At 70.4% G+C, this 22637-nt stretch carries 23 protein-coding genes and 1 pseudogene; 20 read left to right on the top strand and 4 right to left on the bottom strand.

What is annotated here, in order from left to right; translation table 11 throughout:
• Positions 1 to 609 (bottom strand): peptidogalycan biosysnthesis protein (locus PKA16_RS04580; protein ID WP_324400855.1); only part of this gene is annotated, 609 nt, incomplete at its 3' end.
• A 26-nt stretch (positions 610 to 635) separates the two neighbouring features.
• Here PKA16_RS04580 and PKA16_RS04575 point away from each other — a divergent pair.
• The 5 genes from PKA16_RS04575 to PKA16_RS04555 all read left to right on the top strand — a co-directional run bounded on the left by PKA16_RS04575 (position 636) and on the right by PKA16_RS04555 (position 5684).
• Complete coding sequence (locus PKA16_RS04575) at positions 636 to 2276, top strand: NAD+ synthase (RefSeq protein ID WP_324400853.1); 1641 nt, start codon at positions 636 to 638, stop codon at positions 2274 to 2276.
• Positions 2277 to 2442: 166 nt separating this feature from the next.
• A complete protein-coding gene (locus PKA16_RS04570; RefSeq protein WP_324400851.1) occupies positions 2443 to 2781 on the top strand; it encodes a P-II family nitrogen regulator in 339 nt (112 codons plus the stop codon).
• Between the two features lie 308 nt (positions 2782 to 3089).
• Positions 3090 to 3398: a hypothetical protein gene (locus PKA16_RS04565; RefSeq protein WP_324400849.1), complete on the top strand. Its 309-nt coding sequence runs from the start codon at positions 3090 to 3092 to the stop codon at positions 3396 to 3398.
• Positions 3399 to 3457: 59 nt separating this feature from the next.
• On the top strand, positions 3458 to 3826 hold the full coding sequence (locus PKA16_RS04560; RefSeq protein WP_324400847.1) for an MliC family protein: 369 nt from the start codon (positions 3458 to 3460) through the stop codon (positions 3824 to 3826).
• Between the two features lie 160 nt (positions 3827 to 3986).
• A complete protein-coding gene (locus PKA16_RS04555; protein ID WP_324400846.1) occupies positions 3987 to 5684 on the top strand; it encodes a long-chain fatty acid--CoA ligase in 1698 nt (565 codons plus the stop codon).
• A 66-nt stretch (positions 5685 to 5750) separates the two neighbouring features.
• Here the strand turns inward: PKA16_RS04555 and PKA16_RS04550 are convergent, their stop codons facing one another.
• Complete coding sequence (locus tag PKA16_RS04550) at positions 5751 to 5903, bottom strand: DUF3149 domain-containing protein (RefSeq protein WP_324400844.1); 153 nt, start codon at positions 5901 to 5903, stop codon at positions 5751 to 5753.
• A 100-nt stretch (positions 5904 to 6003) separates the two neighbouring features.
• Complete coding sequence (locus PKA16_RS04545) at positions 6004 to 6642, bottom strand: hypothetical protein (protein WP_324400842.1); 639 nt, start codon at positions 6640 to 6642, stop codon at positions 6004 to 6006.
• 94 nt (positions 6643 to 6736) lie between these two features.
• On the opposite strand from PKA16_RS04545, the gene PKA16_RS04540 reads away from it, so the two are divergent.
• Together PKA16_RS04540 and PKA16_RS04535 are read left to right on the top strand one after the other, a co-directional pair.
• A complete protein-coding gene (locus PKA16_RS04540) occupies positions 6737 to 7507 on the top strand; it encodes a 2OG-Fe dioxygenase family protein (RefSeq protein ID WP_324400840.1) in 771 nt (256 codons plus the stop codon).
• 67 nt (positions 7508 to 7574) lie between these two features.
• Positions 7575 to 8024 carry a universal stress protein gene (locus PKA16_RS04535; RefSeq protein WP_324400838.1) on the top strand — a complete coding sequence of 150 codons (450 nt, stop codon included), beginning with the start codon at positions 7575 to 7577 and terminating at the stop codon, positions 8022 to 8024.
• A gap of 9 nt (positions 8025 to 8033) precedes the next feature.
• Here PKA16_RS04535 and PKA16_RS04530 read toward each other — a convergent pair whose 3' ends face one another.
• Positions 8034 to 8393 carry a metalloregulator ArsR/SmtB family transcription factor gene (locus tag PKA16_RS04530; RefSeq protein ID WP_324400884.1) on the bottom strand — a complete coding sequence of 120 codons (360 nt, stop codon included), beginning with the start codon at positions 8391 to 8393 and terminating at the stop codon, positions 8034 to 8036.
• Positions 8394 to 8510: 117 nt separating this feature from the next.
• Here PKA16_RS04530 and PKA16_RS04525 point away from each other — a divergent pair, with 117 nt between their 5' ends.
• The 13 genes and pseudogenes from PKA16_RS04525 to PKA16_RS04465 all read left to right on the top strand — a co-directional run bounded on the left by PKA16_RS04525 (position 8511) and on the right by PKA16_RS04465 (position 22635).
• On the top strand, positions 8511 to 9608 hold the full coding sequence (locus tag PKA16_RS04525; protein WP_324400836.1) for an efflux RND transporter periplasmic adaptor subunit: 1098 nt from the start codon (positions 8511 to 8513) through the stop codon (positions 9606 to 9608).
• Between the two features lie 18 nt (positions 9609 to 9626).
• Positions 9627 to 12953 (top strand): efflux RND transporter permease subunit, encoded by a 3327-nt coding sequence (locus PKA16_RS04520; protein WP_324400834.1) that lies wholly within the window; start codon positions 9627 to 9629, stop codon positions 12951 to 12953.
• Between the two features lie 12 nt (positions 12954 to 12965).
• On the top strand, positions 12966 to 14240 hold the full coding sequence (locus PKA16_RS04515; protein ID WP_324400832.1) for an FAD/NAD(P)-binding oxidoreductase: 1275 nt from the start codon (positions 12966 to 12968) through the stop codon (positions 14238 to 14240).
• A gap of 72 nt (positions 14241 to 14312) precedes the next feature.
• Positions 14313 to 14537, top strand: a complete 225-nt coding sequence (locus PKA16_RS04510) for a DUF2892 domain-containing protein (protein ID WP_324400830.1) — start codon at positions 14313 to 14315, stop codon at positions 14535 to 14537.
• 22 nt (positions 14538 to 14559) lie between these two features.
• Positions 14560 to 14916 carry a carboxymuconolactone decarboxylase family protein gene (locus tag PKA16_RS04505; RefSeq protein ID WP_324400828.1) on the top strand — a complete coding sequence of 119 codons (357 nt, stop codon included), beginning with the start codon at positions 14560 to 14562 and terminating at the stop codon, positions 14914 to 14916.
• Positions 14913 to 15812: pseudogene (locus PKA16_RS04500) on the top strand (TolC family protein); the annotation flags it as partial. The gene PKA16_RS04505 and the pseudogene PKA16_RS04500, both read left to right, overlap by 4 nt.
• Positions 15784 to 16557, top strand: a complete 774-nt coding sequence (locus PKA16_RS04495) for a TolC family protein (RefSeq protein ID WP_324400826.1) — start codon at positions 15784 to 15786, stop codon at positions 16555 to 16557. The pseudogene PKA16_RS04500 and the gene PKA16_RS04495, both read left to right, overlap by 29 nt.
• Positions 16554 to 17699: an FAD-dependent oxidoreductase gene (locus PKA16_RS04490; protein ID WP_324400824.1), complete on the top strand. Its 1146-nt coding sequence runs from the start codon at positions 16554 to 16556 to the stop codon at positions 17697 to 17699. Before PKA16_RS04495 ends, PKA16_RS04490 begins: the two co-directional genes overlap by 4 nt.
• A 17-nt stretch (positions 17700 to 17716) precedes the next feature.
• Positions 17717 to 18412 (top strand): class I SAM-dependent methyltransferase, encoded by a 696-nt coding sequence (locus PKA16_RS04485; RefSeq protein ID WP_324400882.1) that lies wholly within the window; start codon positions 17717 to 17719, stop codon positions 18410 to 18412.
• 32 nt (positions 18413 to 18444) lie between these two features.
• On the top strand, positions 18445 to 19779 hold the full coding sequence (locus PKA16_RS04480; RefSeq protein WP_324400822.1) for an FAD/NAD(P)-binding oxidoreductase: 1335 nt from the start codon (positions 18445 to 18447) through the stop codon (positions 19777 to 19779).
• 18 nt (positions 19780 to 19797) lie between these two features.
• Positions 19798 to 20145 (top strand): hypothetical protein, encoded by a 348-nt coding sequence (locus tag PKA16_RS04475; RefSeq protein WP_324400820.1) that lies wholly within the window; start codon positions 19798 to 19800, stop codon positions 20143 to 20145.
• 38 nt (positions 20146 to 20183) lie between these two features.
• A complete protein-coding gene (locus tag PKA16_RS04470; protein WP_324400818.1) occupies positions 20184 to 20378 on the top strand; it encodes a DUF2892 domain-containing protein in 195 nt (64 codons plus the stop codon).
• A 148-nt stretch (positions 20379 to 20526) separates the two neighbouring features.
• Positions 20527 to 22635 carry a TonB-dependent receptor gene (locus PKA16_RS04465; protein ID WP_324400815.1) on the top strand — a complete coding sequence of 703 codons (2109 nt, stop codon included), beginning with the start codon at positions 20527 to 20529 and terminating at the stop codon, positions 22633 to 22635.
• Positions 22636 to 22637: the final 2 nt, after the last annotated feature.

Genomic DNA, 22637 nt, shown 5'->3' with positions numbered 1-22637 from the left:
GGCCCCCTCGGGGGGCAGCGCAGCAGGCGCAGCCGCGGAGCGTGGGGGCTTCATGTTCTTCCAGTGGAACTGCACCTGCTGGCGCAGCATCAGGCCGGTGTCCTCGCAGGCCGCGACATCCGTGTCATCGCCGTACAGCACGTGCAGCGACGACAGCCCGTTGTCGGTGCAGGCCTGCAGCAGCGCCTGCAGCAGCGCCGCGCGCGCCGGGGCATCACGGGCCAGCAGGCGCGAGCCCGGCACCGGAGTGAAGGGCACGGCCACCAGTGCCTTGGGGTAGTAGGCCAGGCCGTGTTCGGCGTAGGCATTGGCCCAGGCCCAGTCGAACACGTATTCGCCGTAGGAGTGCTCCTTCAGGTAGAGCGGGCAGGCTGCGGCCAGTGCGTCGCCATCCCACAGCAGCAGGTACTGCGGCGTCCAGCCGGTGCGCGCCGCGGCGCTGCCGCTGGCGTGCAGCGCCGCCAGGTAGGCGTGGCGCATGAATGGCGTGGGCGTGGCCTGGCGAGCCAGCAGCGCGTCCCAGCGCGCGGCGTCGATGCGCGTCGGATCGGCGGCGATCTCCAGCCGCCAGCCGGCATGGCCAGCCGCCCGGGGCGCGTTACCATGCATGTCCGTTTGGCGAGACGAGTGCATTCATGACCTTCCGCATCCGCGTGGCCCAGCTTGATGCCGTGGTTGGCGACCTGGCGGGCAATGCCGGCCAGATTGCAGCGGCGGCACACGCCGCGCACGCCGCTGGCGCGTGCGTGCTGCTCACGCCCGCGCTGTCGATCTGCGGCCCCACGCCGGAGGACCTGCTGCTGCGCTCATCCTTCATCGCTGCCTGCGATGATGCCGTGAAATCGCTGGCGCAGGCGACCGCCGCGCTGCAAGGCCTTGCCATCGTCGTCGGCCATCCGCAGCAGGCCGAGGGCGGCCAACTGGTGCACGCGGCCAGCGTGCTCGAGGGCGGCCAGGTGCGCGCACGCAGCACCCAGCGGCGCCTGTCGGGGCAGGCGGCGCCGCACGAAGCGCGGCACTTCACGCCCGGCGCCGGCGGCTGCGTGTTCGAGGCAGGCGGCGTGCGCGCCGGCCTGCTGGTCGGAGGCGACACCGACGACACGCTGGAGATCGAGCGGCTGCGCCAGGCCGGCGCTAGCTGGATCGTCCTGCTGCGCGCGCTGCCCTACCGCGCCGGCCAGGCGCGCGCCCTTGGCCACGCGCTCGCGGCACGCGCGCAGGCCGCGGGCCTGCCGCTGGTATGGGTCAACAGCGTTGGCGGCCAGGACCAGTGGGTGTTTGCCGGCGGTGCGCGCGTGCTCGGCGCGGACGGCCAGGCCAGCGGCAGCGCGCCCCAGTTCGAGAGCGCGACGCTCGACGTGCTGGCCACCGACGCCAGCGGCGCCGTCACGCTGGAAGCGCCGCGCGCGCCCGTGCTCGGCGCCGACGAGGAGCTGTGGCGCGCGCTGGTGCTGGCGCTGCGCGACTACGTGCGCAAGAACGGCTTCCAGCGCGTCGCGCTCGGCCTGTCGGGCGGGCTGGATTCGGCCCTGGTGCTGGCGCTGGCGGTCGACGCCTTGGGCGCCGACGCCGTGCACACGCTGATGATGCCCAGCTTCTACACCGCCGATATCAGCGTCGAGGACGCGCGCGAGATGGCGCGGCGCCTGGGCGTGCGCCACGACGAGGTGTCGATCGCCCCGGCCTTCGAGGCCTTCAAGGCCACGCTGGCGCCGCTGTTTGCCGGCCGGCCCGAGGACACGACCGAGGAAAACATCCAGGCCCGCGTGCGCGGCGTGCTGCTGATGGCGCTGTCCAACAAGCTGGGTCACCTGATCCTGGCCACCGGCAACAAGAGCGAGGCCGCGGTCGGCTACAGCACCCTGTACGGCGACACCTGCGGCGCCTACGCACCGCTGGCCGACGTGCTCAAGACCACCGCCTACCGGCTCGCGCGCTGGCGCAATGCGCACGATCCCTTCGGCACGGGCGCCAATCCGATCCCCGAGCGCATCCTGACGCGTCCGCCCAGCGCCGAACTGCGCCCGGGCCAGACCGACCAGGACAGCCTGCCGCCCTATGAGGTGCTCGACGCCATCATCACGCGCTACGTCGAGCAGGGTGCCAGCGTGGCCGAACTGCGCGCCGAGGGCCTGGCCGCCGACGTCGTCGAGCGCGTGGTGCACCTGATCCACCAGAACGAATACAAGCGCCGCCAGGAGCCGCCCGGCCCCAGCGTCTCGACGCGCGCCTTCGGCGTCGACTGGCACTACCCGATGACGCAGCGGTTTCGCTGAGCGCCTGTGAAAGAATCGCGCATGGCCACCTTCCCGCGCACCCGCCGCCACTCGCGAAGCGCCCTGGCCGCGTCGCGCCGGCTGCGGCCTGAGTCCGCCCCGCGCGCCAGCCTGGCCGGCCATGTTGGCCCCATCGACAACCCTTGAATTTCCAGGAGCACAGCCCATGAAGCAGATCACCGCCGTCATCAAGCCCTTCAAGCTCGAGGAGGTGCGCGAAGCCCTGGCCGAGGTCGGGGTCACGGGCCTCACCGTCACCGAGGTCAAGGGCTTTGGCCGCCAGAAGGGCCATACCGAGCTCTACCGCGGCGCCGAATACGTGGTCGACTTCCTGCCCAAGGTGAAGATCGAGGTCGTCGTGCCCGAGGACGCCGTCGACCGCTGCGTCGACGCCGTCATCAAGGCTGCGCGCACCGGCAAGATCGGCGACGGCAAGATCTTCGTCACCGCCGTGGAGCGCGTGGTGCGGATCCGGACGGGGGAGGAGGGGGAGACGGCGGTGTGAGGGCCAGGTGATGGCATGCATGCGGATGGTTCTGATTTGCCGCAACTGGACGACTTGGGCTCATCGCCAGAAGCCGTGGGGGCCATGGACATGCCTGCTGGGTGCAAGTGATGCCCTGCGCGCCGGCGTACCGCCCTGCGCAAGGGCCTTCGACAACCCCTCCTCGGAATCGACATGCGGCTTGCCGGCGTGTTCTCCATGCTCGAGCCGGCCAAGCACGCCCACCGCGCCTCTGGCGAGAGCTGACATGGCATTGGAGCCCGCGCACTTCGACGGCTGCCGACCCTGATCGCGCAGGGAGAAGCCCGATGCTCCAGATCGCCATCCCCCTGGTTCTGCTGCTCTACGCCGGCTGGGCCTGGCTCCTGTATCGCCTGCATGTGGCACTGGATGCGATCGACCCCGTCATGTCGGAGCAGATCGGCCAGCCTTCGCTGTTCTGGACGCCGTTCAACGGCCATGCGCTGCTGGTCGGGCTGATCCGGCGGCGCGATCTGCGCAGCACGCGCCATGCGCCACTGGCGACGCAGGCCCGTGTCATGCGCGCGTGGGCGGTCGCCACCGTTGCGGGCACGGTGTGGCTGTTGTGGGTCGTCCATCAGACGCCGGGGTTCTGAAGGGCGGATGCGCGCCCGCGCCTTGACGCCGCGGCGCTGGGATCGCATAGACTTGTTTTATGAGCTGGCTCGAGAAACCCCTGTTGCGCCCGCTGTTCCTGCTGGCTCCGGTGCTGCTCGCCAGCGCCTGCGCGCCGCAGGCGCGGCCTGGCACCAAGACCCTCGCCGCAACCCTCACGCAAAACTATGTCTGCGCAAGCGGCGCCCGCATCGTCGCCAGCTATCCGGACACGGATTCGGCCATCGTGCAATACCAGGGCGAAGCCCACAGGCTCGGGATCGCGGTTTCGGCCGGCGGGGCGCGCTACGTGGGCGAGCGCATCGAGTGGTGGACCAAGGGCAGCGGCGCGGGTGCGAGTGGCACCCTGCTGAGGCACAACGCGGACGGCACCAGCGGCGAGGTGCTGGAGCTGTGCACCGGCGAGTGAGCGTCGCGGTCGGGAAGGCGCGGCGACGCTGAGGCGTCACCTGCGCGACTGTGGCGCGCCGCGTGCGGTGGCGGCGCGACGCGGCGGCGCGCTACCATTTCGGGCAGACCGCCGACGCGGGGCACGCGCTGGGCGGCGTCATTTCAAGGAGACACAGCCGATGCCCGCTCACTATCCGTTCTGGCCCGCGCGCCTGCCCCACAGCATCACCATCCCGGCCACCTCGCTGTGGCAGAACCTGGCGGTGAGCGCCATGCGTTATCCGGATCGGGCGGCGACGGTGTTCTTCGGCTCGGTGCTGACCTGGGCGCAGATGAAGCAGGCGGCCGAGCGCCTGGCGGCGCGCCTGCAGGCGCTGGGCGTGGCCAAGGGCGATCGCGTGCTGCTGGACATGCAGAACACGCCGCAACTCATCATCGCGCACTTCGCCATCCTGCGCGCCGACGCGGTGGTGGTGCCCGTGAACCCGATGAACAAGGCCGACGAGCTGCAGCACTACATCAGCGACTCGGACGCCCGCGTGGCGATCACCACGGGCGAGATCGCGGGCGAGCTGGCGGCGGCTTCCGACGCGTTGCCGACCGGCAGCGGACTGGCGCACCTGATCGTCGCGCAGTACACCGACGGCTTCGAAGCTGGCGCGGAGGGCGATGACGCGCCGCCTGCCCAGTGGCGCGACTGGCTGCTGACGCAGTACCCGCTGCCGGCACTGGCGGGCGGCCAGGTGCATGCGTGGCACGACGTGCTCGCCTGGGACGGGCCGCTGGCCGAGACCACGGCCGGGCCGCAGGACCTGTCGGTGCTGCCCTACACCAGCGGCACCACCGGCCTGCCCAAGGGCTGCATGCACACGCATGCCTCGGTGATGCACAACGCGGTGGCGAGCGGCCTGTGGGTCAACGGCAGCGCCGACATGGTGGGCCTGCTGGTGGTGCCGATGTTCCACGTCACCGGGATGGTGGGCGTGATGCATGCCTCGGTCTACGGCGGCGCCACCATGGTGCTGATGCCGCGCTGGGACCGCGAACTGGCCGGGCGCCTGATCTCGCGCTGGAAGGTCACGCACTGGAGCAACATTCCGACCATGATCATCGACCTGCTGGCCAGTCCCAACTTCGCCAGCTTCGACCTGTCGAGCCTGTGCTACCTGGGCGGGGGCGGCGCGGCGATGCCGGCCGCGGTGGCGCAGCGGCTGGAAGACCAGTACGGCCTGAGGTACGCCGAGGGCTACGGCCTGACCGAGACCGCCGCGCCTTCGCACTTCAATCCGCTGGACCGGCCCAAGCAGCAGTGCCTGGGCATCCCCTTCATGAGCACCGACTCGCGTGTCGTCGACCCGGAGACGCTCCGGGAGCTGCCGCAGGGCGAATCGGGCGAGATCGTGACGCATGGGCCGGAGGTGTTCCAGGGTTACTGGAAGCGGCCGGACGCGACGGCCGAGGCCTTCTTCGAACTGGATGGCAAGCGCTTCTTCCGCACCGGCGACATGGGCCGGGTGGACGAGGACGGCTACTTCTTCATGACCGACCGGCTCAAGCGCATGATCAACGCCAGCGGCTTCAAGGTGTGGCCGGCCGAGGTGGAGGCGCTGATGTTCAAGAACCCGGCGATCCAGGAAGCGTGCATCATCGGGTTCAAGGATGCCTACCGTGGCGAGTCGGTGAAGGCTGTGGTCGTGCTGCGCGCCAGCCACAAGGGGCAGGTGAGCGAGCAGGACATCATCGACTGGTGCCGCGAGCACATGGCGGCCTACAAGATTCCGCGCAAGGTGCAGTTCGTCGACGGCCTGCCCAAGAGCGGCTCGGGCAAGGTGCTGTGGCGCGTGCTGCAGGAGGCGGAGGCGCACGCCGGCGCCTGATGGCGCGCAGGCTGGGTGCCGGCCTGGCGGCGAAGCCCGCCGCTGCGCGCGCTTGGCGCCGCGCGTCTATTGCTCGTCCGGCGTCGGCCGGGGCGCGCTCTCGTTGATCTTGCGCCGGAAGAAGCGCACGAACCAGATCGCCATGCCGATCATGAACACGATGCCCGAGATGCTCATCAGGCCGTAGTCGGTGCCAAAGAGGTCCTGCCAGAGTTTCATGCGTCCACCCTTTCCAATGGGGTCCAATTCCGCAAATTATCCATGACATGAACATGGATTAATTTGACTTGAGACAAGTGCGTCGGTGGCTGCCGACCCGTCAGCCGGGGTCGGGCGGCGGCGGTGCGATGTAGATGCGGTCGGACCAGGTCGCCAGCCACTCGGGCCGGTAGGCGACGCAGATGGCGGCCAGCATGCCGGTCAGCACGGCGTCGCCCCAGGCCAGCAGCCAGCGCGCGACCCAGGCGAGCTCGGGTTCGGTGGAGGTGGCCAGCGGCCGGCCGGCCCATTGCGCCAGCAGGGCGGTGGCCATCAGGCAGGCCACGGTGCCGAGGAAGCCACGCCCGAGGATGTAGATGAAGGGGTTGTGCGGCAGCCAGCGACGCAGCGCCAGGCCCAGCCCCATGGCCAGGGTGGCCGGCACGATGCCGAGCCACAGCGTCAGGTCGAGCTGCTGGGCGAAGTCCAGCGGCGCGATCAGGCCCGTGACCAGGCCGATCGCGCACAGCACCGGCACCGCCAGTGGCCAGCCCAGCGCCAGCGTGATCAGGCAGGCGCCCGAGAGTTGCAGCCGCATGGGCATGGGCTGCAGCCAGGGCAGGGCCCAGAGCCAGGGCGTGATCACCAGCGCCGCCAGCAGCGGCGAGGCGAGGGCGCCACCGGCGAGCAGGCGCCACGGCCGCAGGGCCAGGGCGACGGCCAGGGCGGCCAGGACGAGCAGGGGCGTGAATGCGGACATGGCTTGCCCCGATTCTCGCCAAGCCCGCGCTGCGGCGCGACGCCGGGGTCGCCGGGGGCTGGGAGGTGCTCGCGCGGCACGCCTCGGCGGGACTATGCTTGCGGCTTTCCGCTGCCCGCTGCCCGCCGTGTTCGCGCCGCCCTACGCCACCGCCGAGGATCTGCTGCCCCTGCTCTGCACCGAGGGCTTTGCGGTGCTGGACGCCGCCACGGTGCAGCGCCTGGCGGGCGTGACGGGGCCGCAGCTCGCGCGCCTGCAACCGGACTGGGACCGGCTGGAACCGGACCGCTACCTGCGCGACGGTGGCCATTACCGGCGCCGACGCCATGCCTCGTTCACGGTGCGTGCGGGCGCAGTGCACGACGAATCGCGGCGCCCGCACTGGCAGCCGCTGGCGTACAACGCGCTGCACGGCGGCCTGGAGCGCTGGTTTGCGCCGGTGCTGCGGGGCACCCTGGCGCAGCCGGCCTGGCGCGGCCTGCTGGCCTGGCTGGCGGGCATGGCCGACGCCCTGCGCGGAGCCCAGCCCTGGTGGGGCGAGGCGCACCAGTTTCGCATCGACACCGCGGGCGGCATCGGTCGCCCGACACCGGAGGGCGCGCACCGCGACGGGGTGGACCTGGTGGCGGTGTTCCTGGTCGGATGCGCGGGCATCAAGGGCGGCGAGACGCGCGTGTTCGAGCTCGATGGGCCGCGCGGCCAGCGCTTCACGCTAGAGCAGCCGTGGTCGCTGCTGCTGCTGGACGACCAGTCCGTGATCCACGAGACGACGCCGATCCAGCCCGCGGCCGCGGGCGTGCCGGGCCACCGGGACACCCTGGTCGTCACCTTGCGCAGCGGCGGCTTTCTCGCGCCCGCTGCTTGACTTGCATCATGGTGTCGTGCAGGGTTCGGGGTGGAAAATGAACTGATTGACTGAAAAGGAGTACGGCATGTTCAAGCACATCCTGGCCCCTGTGGACGGTTCGGAAACATCGATGGCGGCCATCGACAAGGCAATCGGGCTGGCCAAGGCGTTCGGTTGCCCGGTGTCGGCGGTCTACGTGATCGACCCCTATCCCTTCACCGGCGTGGGTGCCGAGTTCGCCTACGGACAGGACCAGTACCTGAGCGCGGCCCGCGCCGAGGCGCGCGCGGCACTGGACGGCGCGGCCGAGCGCATGAAGGCGGCCGGCATCGAGGCCGACACCCGGGTGGTCGAGTCGCACGCCATCTGGCGCGGCATCATGGACGCGGCCGAAAACACGGGCGCCGACCTGGTGGTGATCGGCTCGCACGGCCGGCGCGGGCTGGAGCGCCTGGTGCTGGGCAGCGTCACGCAAAGCGTGCTGGCGCACAGCAAGATCTCGACCCTGGTGGTGCGGGCCGCGCCCGCGTCCTGAGTGGTCGCCTCAGCGCGCCGCGCGTGGGCGCCGCGGCGCGCGCGTGAAGGCGGCGCGCGCGCTGGCCGCCTGGTCGAAGCGGCGCGCGATGCTGCCGCACACCAGGTCGCACAACTCGTGCACCGACGGGTCGGCAATGCGGTAGAGCACGCTGTTGCCCTGGTGCGCGCGCGATACCAGGCCATGCTGCGCCATCTGCGCGAGGTGGCGCGAGACATTGGCGACGCTCGAGTCCACCTGCTCGGCGATTTCGCCGACGCTCAACTCTCCCGTGCCCAGCACATTGAGGATGCGCAGGCGCGTCGGCTCCGACAGCGTGCGGAAATAATGCGCCACCTGCTCCAGCGCGGCAGGCGGCAGATCGGTCAGCGGATTCAACAGCAGGCACTCCGAAGCGGCGGGCGAGGATGCCAGTCTATCGAGTTCCGAAGACCCTGTTGTTTTTGCGCTATTGCGTATTTGCATGATTGCGCAAATAATAACGCCATGAACACGAAAAGCCAAGCCTTTCGACCGCAAGCGTTGCCACGGGCCCACGACATCCGGCTACAGGCCATCGCCCTGACGGCCGTCCTGCTCATGGGCGCCTTGCTGGCGCCGGGGCCGTTGCGCGCGGCGGAGCTGCAGGCGGCCGCCGTGCGCGCGGACGCGGCGGCCGCCGCTGCGCGCTTCGACGGTGAAGTGCAGGCGGTGCGCCAAGCCGAGCTGGCGGCCCAGGTGGCCGGCAGCGTGACCGAGCTGAACGTGCGCGCCGGCGATGCCGTGCGTGCCGGGCAGGTGCTGCTGCGCATCGACGCGCGCGCGGCCGAGCAGGCTGCGGCCGCGAGCGGCGCCCAGGTGGCGGCGGCGCAGGCGCAGCTCGACGTGGCCACGCGCGAGCTGGCGCGCAAGCGCGAGCTGGCGGCGAAGAAATACATCAGCCAGGGTGCGCTGGAGCAGGCCGAGAGCCAGCATCGCGCGGCCCAGGCACAGGTGCGTGCCCTGTCGTCCCAGGCCGGCGCGGCGCGCACGCAGACCGCCTTCCATGTGCTGCGCGCGCCGTTCGATGGCGTGGTGGCGCGGCTCGTGGTGGAGCAGGGCGACATGGCGATGCCGGGGCGCCCGCTGCTCACGGTGTACGACCCCGCCGCGCTGCGCGTCAGTGCGCACGTGCCGGCCAGCGTCCTCAAGGGCGGCGCCGACGGCGTGCGCGTGTGGCTGGCGGGCACCGACGCCGAGCTGGTGCCGAGCAGCGTGCAGGTGCTGCCGACGGTGGACGCGCGTTCGCTGACGCAGGAGGTACGCGCCACGCTGCCGGCCGGCAGCCAGGCGGTGCCGGGCCAGTTTGCGCGCCTGCAGCTCGCTGGCGCCGCTGCAACCGGGCCGCAGCGCCTGTTCGTGCCCGCCAGTGCCGTGGTGCGGCGCGCTGAGGTGACTGGCGTCTACGTGCTCGATGCCCAGCAGCAACCGCGGTTGCGCCAGGTGCGCCTGGGGCCGGTGCAGGGCAGCGAGGTCGAGGTGCTGGCCGGCCTGGATGCGGGCGAGCACGTGGCCGCCGACCCGGCGGCCGCCACGCGCGCCGCGGTGCGGGCAGCGAGCCAGTAACGTCGGGGGACGAACCGCATGACCGTTCCCGCATCCCAGCACGGGCCTGCCGACACGGCGCGACTCGGCATCTCGGGCCGCATCGCCGCGTATTTCGAGGCCGCGCAGATCACGCCGCTGCTGGCGCTGGTGGCCTTCCTGCTTGGCCTGTTCGCGCTGCTCGTCACGCCGCGCGAGGAAGAACCGCAGATCGACGTGACGATGGCCAACGTGATCGTGCCCTTCCCCGGTGCGAGCGCAAGGGACGTGGAGGCCATGGTCGCCTCGCCGGGCGAGCAGGTGCTGTCGCAGATGAGCGGCGTCGAGCACGTGATGAGCGTGTCGCGCCCGGGCGTGGCGGTGCTGACGGTGCAGTTCCAGGTCGGCGTGCCGCGCCAGACCGCGGTGGTGCGCCTGTACGACGCCGTCGGCGCCAATGTCGACTGGCTGCCGCCTGGCCTGGGCGTGGGCCAGCCGATCATCAAGCCCAAGGGCGTGGACGACGTGCCGATCGTGGCGCTCACGCTGCACGGCACACGCGCCGACACCGGGGCGCTGGACCTGGAGCGCGTGGCGCACAGCATCGAGGCCGAGCTCAAGCGCGTGCCGGGCACGCGCGAGGTGGCCACCATCGGCGGGCCCGGCCGCGCCGTGATGGTCGAGGTCGATCCGGCGCGGCTCGCCGCCAGCGGGCTCACGCTGCACGAGTTGCGCGGTGCCCTGCAGGCGGCCAACATGGGCCTGCCGCTGGGCGACCTGCTGGCCGGCAACCAGGCGATCGCGCTCGAGACCGGCCCCTACCTGCACAGCGCGCAGGACGTGGCCGAGTTGGTGCTGGCGGTGCGCGCGGGCCGCCCGGTCTACCTGCGCGAGGTGGCCACGGTGCGCGATGGCGCGCCGCCCACCACGCGCACCGTGTGGCACGGCGAGGTGCAGCAGGCCGGCGGCCGGCGCACGCTCGTCGAGCAGCCCGCGGTGACGCTGGCGATCACCAAGAAGCCCGGCGAGAACGCCATCACCGTGGCCGATGCCGTGATGGCGCGCGTCGCCGAGCTGCGCGGCAGCGTGATCCCGGCCGAGGTGCGGGTGAGCGAGACGCGCAACTACGGTGCCACCGCCAACGACAAGGCGATGACGCTGATCAAGAAGCTGCTGTTCGCCACGCTGTCGGTGGTGGCGCTGGTGTTCTTCGCGCTGGGCCGGCGCGAGGCCGCGATCGTCGGCACCGCGGTGATCCTGACGCTGACGGTGACGCTGTTCGCCTCCTGGGCCTGGGGCTTCACGCTGAACCGCGTGTCGCTGTTCGCGCTGATCTTCTCGATCGGCATTCTGGTGGACGACGCCATCGTGGTGGTGGAAAACATCCACCGCCACCAGGGCCTGCATCCCGGCAAGACGCTGGCCGAGATCATTCCGGGCGCGGTCGACGAGGTCGGCGGGCCGACCATCCTGGCGACCTTCACGGTGATCGCCGCGCTGCTGCCGATGGCCTTCGTGACCGGGCTGATGGGCCCCTACATGAGCCCGATCCCCATCAACGCCAGCATGGGCATGCTGCTGTCGCTGGCGATTGCCTTCACCGTCACGCCCTGGCTGGCACGGCTGTGGATGAAGGCGACGCACCAGCACGACGACGGCAAGGCGGCCGGGCATGGCCTCGCGCGCTGGCTGGCGCCGCTGTTCACGCGCATCTTCCGCCCGCTGCTGGATGAGCGGCGCGGCGGGCGCAATCGCGGCCTGCTGGGCCTCGCGGTCGCCGGGCTGATCGCGGTCTCGGTGGCTCTGCCGGTGCTCGGCGCGGTGGTGCTGAAGATGCTGCCGTTCGACAACAAGAGCGAGTTCCAGGTGGTGGTCGACATGCCGGCCGGAACGCCGGTGGAGCGCACCGCCGCCGTGCTGCAGGCGCTGGGCGCGCACCTGGCGACGGTGCCCGAGGTCACCAACTTCCAGGCCTATGCCGGCACCGCCGCGCCGATCAACTTCAACGGCCTGGTGCGCCAGTACTACCTGCGCGCCGGCGGCGAGGTCGGCGACATCCAGGTCAACCTGGTGGACAAGTCCGAGCGCAAGGAACAGAGCCACGCCATCGCCATGCGCGAGCGCCCGGCGCTGCAGGCCATCGGCGCGCACTACGGCGCCAACGTCAAGGTGGTCGAGGTGCCCCCGGGCCCGCCCGTGCTGTCGCCCATCGTGGCCGAAATCTACGGGCCCGACGCCGAAGGCCGGCGCGCCGTGGTGCGCGAGGTGCGCAAGGTGTTCGAGGGCACCGACGGCGTGGTCGACATCGACGACACCACGATTGCCGACGCGCCGCGCACCGTGCTGCTGGTCGACCGCAGCAAGGCGGCGCAACTGGGCGTGACGCAGCAGGCCATCGCCAGCACGCTGCGCATGGGCCTGGCGGGTGACGCGGCCACCTGGCTGCACGATGGCAGTCGCTATGCCGTGCCGGCCATGGTGCAGCTGGCGCCCGAACTGCAGGGCAGCGTCGATGCGCTGCTGCAGCTCACGGTGCGCGCCCAGGGCGGGGCGGCGGTGCCGATCCGCGACCTGGTGCGGGTGAGCGACACGCTGCGCGAACAGCCCATCATCCACAAGGACCTGCTGCCGGTGGACTTCGTCATGGGCGACATGGCGCACACCGCCACCAATTCGGTCGACAGCCCGCTCTACGGCATGTTCCAGATGCGCAGCAGCCTGGCGCAGCTCAGGATGCCCGACGGCGGCAGCCTGGATGAGACCTTCATCCGTCAGCCCGCCAATCCCTACGCCGGCTATGCGCTCAAGTGGGACGGCGAGTGGCAGATCACCTACGAGACCTTCCGCGACATGGGCGCCGCCTACGCCGTCGGCCTGATCCTGATCTACCTGCTGGTGGTGGCGCACTTCGGCTCGTACCTGACGCCGCTGATCATCATGGCGCCGATCCCGCTCACCATCATCGGCGTGATGCCCGGTCACGCCCTGCTGCACGCGCAGTTCACCGCGACCAGCATGATCGGCATGATCGCGCTCGCGGGCATCATCGTGCGCAACTCGATCCTGCTGGTCGACTTCATCAAGCTGCAGCTCGCCGCCGGGGTCGACTTCAAGCACGCCATCGTGCAGAGCGCCATCATCCGCGCCCAGCCGATCGCGCTCACCGCGCTGGCGGCCATGATCGGCGCGCTCTTCATCCTCGACGACCCGATCTTCAACGGGCTCGCGATCTCGCTGATCTTCGGCATCCTGGTCTCCACCGTGCTGACGCTGGTGGTGATCCCCATCCTTTATTTCATCGCCTACCGCGGCAGCCACCCTGACGCTGAAGATGCATCAACCGATGTTGCCGATGTGCAGGTCGAGCAGGTTCCAAACAGCCCCTGAAGGAGACAGACCATGGCACACATCGTGATTCTGGGCGCGGGTCTGGGCGGCATGCCGGCCGCCTACGAGATCAAGGCTGCCGTGGGCGCGCAACACCGCGTCACGGTGGTGAACGCGACCGACTATTTCCAGTTCGTTCCCTCGAACCCCTGGGTGGCCGTCGGCTGGCGCGAACGCCGGGAGGTGGTGATCGACATCGCCGAGCCGCTGCGCAGGAAGGGCATCGATTTCGTCGCCCGACGCGTCGATCGCATCGACGCCGAAGCCAACCGGCTGCTGCTGGATGGCGGCGACGAGCTGGACTACGATTACCTGGTGATCACCACCGGCGCCAGGCTGGCGTTCGACGAGGTGCCCGGCTCCGGGCCGCTGGACGGCCACACGCATTCGGTCTGCACCGTGGACCACGCACAGGAGTGGTGGGCACGGTACCAGGAGTTCCTCAAGGACCCGGGGCCGATCATCGTCGGCGCCATGCCGGGCGCGAGCTGCTTCGGCCCGGCCTACGAATTCAGCTTCATCGTCGCCGCCGACCTGCGCAAGCGCAAGCTGCGCAACAAGGTGCCGATCACCTTCGTCACCAGCGAGCCGTACATCGGCCATCTCGGCCTGGCCGGCGTGGGCGACAGCAAGAGCATGCTGGAGAGCGAGCTGCGCGAGCGGGACATCCGGTGGATCACCAACGCCCGCACCACGCGCGTCGAGGCGGGCAAGATGTTCGTCACCGAGGTGAACGACAAGGGCGAGCCGCACAAGGAGCACGAACTGCCGTTCAAGCTGGCGATGATGCTGCCAGCCTTCAAGGGCGTCGACGCGGTGGCGGCCGTGCCCGGGTTGTGCAACCCGCGCGGCTTCGTGCTGATCGATGAATACCAGCGCAGCAAGAAGTACGGCAACATCTTCTCGGCGGGCGTCTGCGTCGCCATTCCGCCGGTGGAGGCAACCCCGGTGCCGACGGGTGCACCCAAGACCGGCTACATGATCGAGAGCATGGTCACGGCGATCGCGCACAACATCGCTGCCGAGCTGGCCGGACAACCCGCGCGCGCCAAGGGCACCTGGAACGCGATCTGCCTGGCCGACATGGGCGATACCGGCGCCGCCTTCGTGGCGCTGCCGCAGATCCCGCCACGCAACGTCAACTGGTTCAAGAAGGGCAAGTGGGTGCACCTGGCCAAGATCGCGTTCGAGAAGTACTTCATGCGCAAGATGCGCACCGGCAATCCGGACCCGGTCTACGAGCGCTACCTGCTCAAGAGCCTGGGCATCCAGCGTCTGGAGGAATGACTGTCCCGCGCGGCGGCGCCTCGCCGCCGCATCCAAGCTTGTTTCGTTGTCAAAACCCTGAAGGAGTATGAAATGACATCGTGGCGCGTCGTCCGCATCTTCGCGGGCACCTTCATCCTGCTTTCGCTCGCCCTCGGCGTGCAGGGCAGCCCGATCTTCCACAGCAGCAACTGGCTCTGGCTCACCGCCTTCGTCGGCGTCAACCTGCTGCAAAGCGGTTTCACCAAGTGGTGCATGTTGAACAACATCCTCATCAAGCTCGGCGTGCCGGGCGAGAGCTGCAACGGCGGCGCCTGACCGGATCGCGAAAGGAGACCCCATGGTTGAAAACTACAAGGATCTGATCGCCGCGGTTTCCGCCAACTCGGCCAAGCTGCGCAAGGACATCCCGGACGTGATGCAGGGCTTTGGCGCCATGGCGCAGTCCGCCAGCAAGGCGGGCGTGCTGGACGCCAAGACCAAGGAGCTGATCGCCATGGCGCTCTCGGTGGGCGCGCGCTGCGATCCCTGCGTCGGCTATCACGCCAAGGCGCTGGTCAAGCTGGGCGCCACGCGCGCCGAGGTCGAGGAGATGCTTGGCATGTGCGTCTACATGGGCGGTGGCCCGGGCCTGATGTATGCCGCCTCGGCCCTGGCCGCCTACGAGGAATTCGGCGGGGAAAAGGCCCCGGCATGAAGACCCCAGTGCAGTGTTTCACGCTGTCAGGTACTGATAACGAGTCGCCAAGGGGCCAGCTGCGCGGCGCGTGGCTGCAGGCATGGTGGTTCCATGTCAAGGCCACGCAACAAAGCAGATGGCCCCTTGGCGGCTCGCCCTGCGGGAAGCCAGAAAAAGGCTCGCGGCGGCGTTGCGATTCTTGCCAAGGCCGCCAGCATTGGCTACGAACCGCGCCTTGCCGCAAGCCTTTTTCTGGCTTTTATAAGTGCCTGATAGCGCGAAACACTGCACTAGCGCGTCTGGCATTCGGCGCCGCGATCGCGCTGCCGCTGCTGGCGGCACCGGCGCACGCGCAGGACCTGCTGACGGTCTGGCGCGCCGCCGCCGGGCACGATCACAAGCTCGCGGTGGCACGTGCCGAGCACGGCGCCAGCCAGGCGCTGCGCGGGCAGGCCGACGCGCTGTGGCGCCCCAGCGTCGCGCTCAACCTGGGCGTCGGCGCGGGGTTGCAGGAAAACGCCATGCGCGGCGCGCGCTTCTCGGCGCCGGGCATGGGCACCATCGACGAGGCGCGCTTTGCCACCTCGGTGGAAGGCGGGCTGGCCACGCGCGTGGCCGTGGTCGCGCAGCAGCCGCTGGTGAATGCGGCGCGCGATGCGCAGCGCGCGCAGCTGGAGGGCGCGGCCGACATGGGTGACACCGCCTGGCGCGCGGCCCAGGCCGAACTCATGCTGCGCACCACGGAAAGCTACTTCGCGCTCGCGCTGGCGGACGAACGCGTGCGCGTGATGGCGCGCCAGCTCGACACGGTGGGCCGCTCGCGCGCCGAGGCGCACGACCGCTACCAGCTGGGTGCCGCTGCGATCACCGACACCCACGAGGCCGATGCCGCGCTGGCGGGCGTGCGCGCCCAGCACGCGGCGGCCGAGCTGGCGGCCGGCGTGCAGCGCGAGCAGCTGGCCGGCAGCACCGGCCTGGCCGAACCACGCGCGCCTGCCGCGCCAGGCGCCCGATCCGGCCGATGGCCTGCCCGGCTGGCTGGTCGCCGCCGACGCCGACAACCCACGCCTGCGTCTGCTCACCCAGGCGGTGGGCGTGGCCGAGCAGAAGCTGCGCCAGCAGGACGCGGCCGGCAAACCGACCCTGGACCTGGTGGCCCAGGCCTCGCACCAGCGCATCGGTGGCCATGGCGACTTCGGCTCGGCCCGCAATCGCGCGGTCGACGGCCTGGTGGGCGTGCAGCTCAACATCCCGCTCTACACCGGCGGCATGCTGACGGCGCAGGCACGCGAGGCGGCCGAGCGCGTCGGCCAGGCCCGTGCCGAGCTCGACCTGGCGCGCGAGGAAGTGCGCCAGCAGGTGCGCGCCGCCTGGCAGGGCCTGCAGGTGGGCGCCACCCGCATCACCGCGCTCGAGGACAGCCTGACGGCAAACCGGGCCCGGCTGGACGCCACTCGCCTGGGGCTCGAGGTCGGCGACCGCACCACGCTCGACGTGCTGAACGCCGAGAATGACCTGGCCGCGGCCGAACTGGCGCTGGCACAGGCGCGCGTCGACCAGGTGCTCAATCGCCTGCGTCTGGCGCTGCTGGCCGACCGGCTGGACGAGGCGCTGCTGGCGCAGGTCAATGCCGGCCTGGTCCCGGAGGACAAGCCATGACGAACCCCGCTTCCGGCCGCCGCATCGTGGTGCTGGGCGCCGGCTTTGGCGCCCTGTCCACCGTGCGCCTGCTGCGCCAGCACGGCTGCAGCGACCCGATCACCGTGGTCGCGCCGCGTGCCGAGCTGCACTACCTGCCCGGCATCATCTGGATTCCCAGCGGCAAGCGCCAGCGCAGCGACCTGGTGGTGCCGCTGGCGCCGTTCTTCGAGCGCATGCGGGTGCAGCACGTGGCCGCCAGCGTTACGGGCCTGTCGGCGGACGGCCGCACCGTGCACACCACGGCGGGCGAGGTCGCCAACGACGCGCTGGTGATCGCCAGCGGCGCGCGCTTCATCAAGAAGCTGCCGGGCATCGAGCACGCCATCACGCCGTGCGAGGGCATCGATGCGGCCGAGCGCATCCGCGATCGCCTGCGCGAGATGCAGGGCGGCACCATTGCCATCGGCTTCGGCACCAATCCGAAGGAGCCCGGTGCCGTGCGCGGCGGGCCGATGTTCGAGTTCCTGTTCGGCATCGAGCGCCAGCTGCGCCGCGAGGGTCGGCGCGAGCGCTTCAAGCTGGTGTTCTTCAACGGTTCCACCACGCCGGGCGCGCGGCTGGGGCCGAAGGCGGTGGCGCGGTTGCTGGAGCGCATGGCGCAGCGCGGCATCGAGACGCGCCTGGGCCACAAGCCGCTGCGCTTCGAGGCCGGTCAGGTGGTGACCGAGGGCGGCGAGTTCGCGGCCGACCTGATCCTGTTCATGACCGGCCTCACCGGTCCGGCCTGGCTGGAGCAGAGCACGCTGCCGCGCTCACCCGGTGGCCTGATCTCCGCCGATGCGCACTGTGCCGTGCCGGGTTTCGAGCGCACCTGGGTGGTCGGCGACAGTGGCAGCTTTCCCGGTCCCGACTGGATGCCCAAGCAGGCGCACATGGCCGACCTGCAGGCCGCCGCGGCGGCGCGCAACCTGCTGGCCGAACTGCGCGGCGAGCCGGCGCGTCACGGCTTCAAGGTGGAGCTGATGTGCATCATCGACGCGCTGGACGAGGGCACCCTGGTCTACCGCAGCGAACGCCGGCAGTTCGCGCTGCCGCCGATGCGGCTGGCGCACTGGGCCAAGCACCGTTTCGAGCGCCGCTACCTGGCGCAGTACCGATAGGGGGCCGTGCCGTGGACATGCCACAGCGCATCGAGACCGACGAACTCGTGATCCTGGACGAGTTGGTGCCGCTGGCCGGGCTGGACGTGATCGAACTGGGCTGCGGCAGCGCCCGCCTGGCGCGCACGCTGCTGCAGCGCTTCCCGGATGCTCACGTGACCGGGCTCGAGGTCGATGCCGTCCAGCACGCGAAGAACCTGGCGGCGCCGGCCGAGCGCCTCGCGTTCATCGCCGCCGGCGCCGAGGCGATTCCGCTGCCCGATGCCGGCTTCGACCTCGCGCTGATGCTCAAGTCGCTGCACCACGTGCCGCTGGCGCGGATGGATGCCGCGCTGGCCGAGGCGCACCGCGTGCTGCGTCCAGGCGGTCATCTCTACGTCTCGGAGCCGGTGTATGCCGGCGCGCTGAACGAGATCACGCGCCTGTTCAACGACGAGGGCGAGGTGCGCGCCGCCGCGCAGGCCGCGCTGGACCGGGCGCTGGACTCCGGCCGCTGGACGGCCGCCGCCGAGCGCCGCTTCGTCGTGCCGGTGCACTACGCCGATTACGTCGACTTCGAGCGCCGCATGCTCGACGTCAGCTTTGCGCAGCGCCATTTCGATGCGGCGCTGCGCCAGCGCGTGCGCGACGCCTTTGAACCGCATGTGGGGCCGGACGGTGCCGACTTCAGCCGTCCCATGCACGTGCGCCTGTTGCGCAAGTCGGGGGCCTGACGCCCCGGGTTTTTTGGGAAAGGAGACCAGCCATGAGTCGTTCGCTCGATCCCCGTCCCTCGCGTCGCGCCATGCTGCGCACGCTGGGAGCCGTGCCGATTGCCGCTGGCGCCCTGCAGGCCCTGCCGGTGGCGCACGCGCAGACCTCGGCCAGCAAGGCACACATCGTGATTGCCGGCAGCGGCCTGGGCGGCATCGCGGTGGCCAGCCGCATGCGCAAGCTCGCGCCGCAGGCCCGCATCACCATCGTCGACGCCAAGCAGGAGCACAACTACCAGCCTGGCTACACCCTGATCGCCAGCGGCGTGTGGCCGATCGAGAAGGTGAAGGACCGCAACGCCGACTTCCAGCCCGAAGGCGTGGAATGGGTGCAGGAAATGGTGGCCGAGTTCGACCCGGCCAACAACCGCCTGACCACCACCGGCGGCCGCACCATCGACTACGATTTCCTGGTCGTCGCCACCGGCCTGCAACTGGGCTACGACCAGATCGAGGGCATGGACGTCGCGGCCATCGGCCAGAACGGCCTGGGCAGCGTCTATCACAGCCCCGAGGCGGCGCTCGCCACCTGGCGCGCCATGGACGCCTTCCGCGCCCAGGGTGGCCAGGCCGTGATGACCCTGCCGGCCGGCCCGCTCAAGTGCGCGGGCGCGCCGCTGAAGATGACCTTCATGGTGGCCGACCGGCTGCGCCAGGCCGGCACGCTGGAGCGCTCGCGCATCGACTTCCACAGTGGCCTGCCCCATGACACCGTGTTTGGCGTCAAGGTGGTCAACGACGACGTGCTGGCGCGCTGGAAGAGCCTGGGCATCCGCGCGCACTACCTGAGCAAGCTGGTGGCGGTCGACCCGGCCGCGCGCAAGGCCGTGTTCGCCACGCCCGAAGGCGATCGCAGCGAGGTCGCCTACGACTTCCTGCACGTGGTGCCGCCGATGCGCGCGCCCGATGCGGTGAAGAACAGCGAGCTTGCCGCGAAGGAGGGTCCGATGGCGCCCGGCGGCTGGCTCGAAGTGAACAAGGACACGCTGCAGCACCTGCGCTACCCCAACGTGTTCGGCGTCGGCGACATCAACGGCACGCCGCGCGGCAAGACGGCCGCCACCGTCAAGAAGAGCGCCCCCATCGTGGCCCACAACCTGGCGCGCGTGATCGAGGGCCAGGCCGCCGACGAGATCTTCGACGGCTATACCTCGTGCCCGATGATCGTGCGCGAGGGCTCGGCCATGCTGATCGAGTTCGACTACGACGGCAGGCTCACGCCCTCGCTGCCGATGATCGAGCCGCTGCAGGAGAGCTTCATGGCCTGGTTCATGAAGGTGCGGCTGCTCAAGCCGGCCTACGTCGCCGTGCTCAAGGGTCGGGTCTGATCGTCCAGGAGAATCACCATGTATGAAATCTGGTTGATGCTGAACATCGTCTGGGAACTGGCGCTGGGCATCTGGCCCTGGCTGCTCGCGCTGGCCATCGTCTGGCTGCTGCTGATGGCACGCGCCTGGGGCCGTGGCGCCGCCGCCTGGCGCGCCAGCCTGCCCGGGGCCATTGGCCTGGGGCTGGCGGTGGCGATCGTCATCTTCTTCGTCACGCCGAGCTGGATCGGCTCCAGCCTGACCGAACTCAAGTACTGGGTCGACTGGGCCAACCTGCTCGGCATTGCCGCGGGCTGGGGTGCGGCGGGCCTGGCCTTTGCCTGGCCCCTGCTGACCGGGCTGCGGCGTCGCGCCCGGCCCTTCTGACCATCCGGAATCATTCACACGTCAACAAGGAGCTTGACATGACACGCAACATCGGCGGCATCGACCGCATTCTTCGCATCATCGTCGGCCTGGTGCTGATCGGCCTGGCCGCCACCGGCACGGTGGGGCTGTGGGGCTGGATCGGCGTGGTGCCGCTGGTCACCGGCCTGGTCGGCACCTGCCCTGCCTACAAGCTGCTGGGCATGAACACCTGCCCGATGAAAAAGGGCTGATGAGGCACTGTGCCCCTGGAGGAGGGGCAGTCTCCGGGCATCTTCCAGGCCCGGTGGGCTTGGCGCATGGCCAGGAATTTGACGCAGATTAATAGAAACGATAATCATTCTCATTAACATCCAGGGTTGCTGAAACCTGGAGTTGAGAATGAGTGAGTCAATGGCGCGCCGGCGGGCGCGGCAGGTGGCTGGGTTGCTGGCCGGGCTGGGGGCTGCGGCGGCAAGCCAGGCCCAGGTGCCGGCGGCCGCGCCGGTCGATGTGCCCGCGGCGGCCAGTCTCTCCACCGTCAACGTGACGGCCAAGGGCTATGCCGCGACCGATGTCGAGACGCCGATCGCGACCACCGTGCTGGACGCCGAGGATCTGGCGCGCACCCAGCCTCAGAACCTGGGCGAGGCGCTGCGCGACCAGCCTGGCCTGTCCGTCAGCCTGGATGGTGCCCAGGGCCGGAACCCGGTGATCCGCGGCCTGCAGAAGGACAGCGTGGTGCTGCTGGTCGATGGCATGCGGCTGAACTCGGCCCAGCCGGCCGGCGCCATCGCCTCCTTCATGTCGCTCGGCCTGGCCGAGCGCGTGGAAGTCGTCAAGGGCCCGGCTTCGGTGCTCTACGGCACCGGCGCGTTGGGTGGCGCCATCAACGTGCGCCTGCCGCAGGCGCGCTTCGAGACCGGCCTGCAACTGCGCGCGCAACTGGGCTACGACTCGGCCAGCCGCGCGCCGCGCGGGGCGGCGGTGGCCAACTTCAGCGCGGGCGACCATGCCCTGATGCTGGGCGCCTCGCTGGCGCGTCCGCGCGACTACCGGGCCCCGGGCGGACGCGTGGCGCATACCGGCTACGATTCCGACGCCCTGATCGGCCAGTACCGCTATCGCATCGACGCCGACCAGCAGCTGCGCCTGTCGCTGCAGCGCCAGCAGGACCGGGACGTCTGGTATCCGGGCTCGACCCGGCCGCACCCGGTGCCGGCCATCGGCAGCCTGACCATCCACTCTCCGAAGCAGGCACGCACCCTCTACGAGCTGGGCTACAACCGCAGCGCCAGCCAGGCGCAGCCGCTGGGCCTGGACGTGCGGGTCTATCGCCAGCAGATGCGGCGCGAGATCGACGGCTGGGCGAATGGCCTGGCACGCGACATCTCGGTCACCGACGTCGGCTTCGTCACCGACGGCCTGGACGCCCGGGCCGAGTGGCTGGTCCATCCGCGGCATCTGCTGTCCTTTGGCGTCAACGCCTGGCAGATGCACGCCGACCCGGACAGCCGGGCCGCGGCGCCTCCGCTGTTCAATGTGCTGGCGCCCAACAAGCCGTTCACCGACGGTCGCCTGCGGGCCCTGGGCTTCTATGTGCAGGACGACATGCAGTTCGGGGCGCTCAAGGTCCTGGCCGGCCTGCGCCATGACACCGTGCGCGGGCGCGCCGCGGCGTTGAACAACGGCGGCGTCACCAGCGGTCTGGATCGCAGCGACAGCGCGCTGTCCGGCAGCGTCGGCGTGCTCTATGAGTTCACCCCGCTGCTGCGCCCCTACGCCAGCGTGGCGCGCGGCTTTCGCGCTGCCGACCTGCGCGAGCGCTACCAGAACGGCCCGCGCCAGGACGGCTTCTACTGGGCCGGCAGCCCGCAGGTTGCGCCGGAGAAGGCGACCCAGTTCGAGCTCGGGCTCAAGGGCGAGTCGGACGCGCTGCAATACGGCGTTGCCCTGTGGCGCAACCGCATCAGCCACTACATCACCGGCATGCAGCTCACCGGCGCCGACGCGGCCGCGGCCTGCGGCCCGGCCATGGCGGCGGCGTGCAAGCAGACCGTCAACCTGGGCCACGCCTCGCTCACCGGCGCCGACGCCTGGCTGCGCTGGCGTGTGCATCCGGGCCACTGGCTGAGTGCCTCGTATTCGCGCGTGCGCGGCACCAACGGCGACCTGCGCGAGCCGCTGTTCCAGATGCCGGCCGACACCCTGGCGCTGGGCTGGGAAGGCCGTGTCGCGCCGCGCTGGACGCTGGATGCGCGGGCCCTGCTGGTGCGGCGGCAAGATCGGGTCGCGACGCGATTCACGCGCGGCAGCGAAGACCCTACCGCTGGCTATGGCGTGGTCGATGTCGGCGCCACGTGGCACTATCGGCGCGAGCAGTCGCTGCGCATCGCGATCATGAACCTGGGTGACAAGCGCTACCACGAACACCTGGCCGAAGGCCTGCCCGGCATGGAGCCGCGCGCGCCCGGGCGCAGCCTGCGCGTGAGCTGGGAAGGGGAGTTCTGAAC

Source organism: Ottowia sp. (assembly GCF_035325765.1).
Taxonomy (GTDB): Bacteria; Pseudomonadota; Gammaproteobacteria; order Burkholderiales; family Burkholderiaceae_C; genus Ottowia.
The sequence above is the reverse complement of the archived record's forward strand: the minus strand, read 5'-3'. Positions and strand labels throughout refer to the sequence as shown.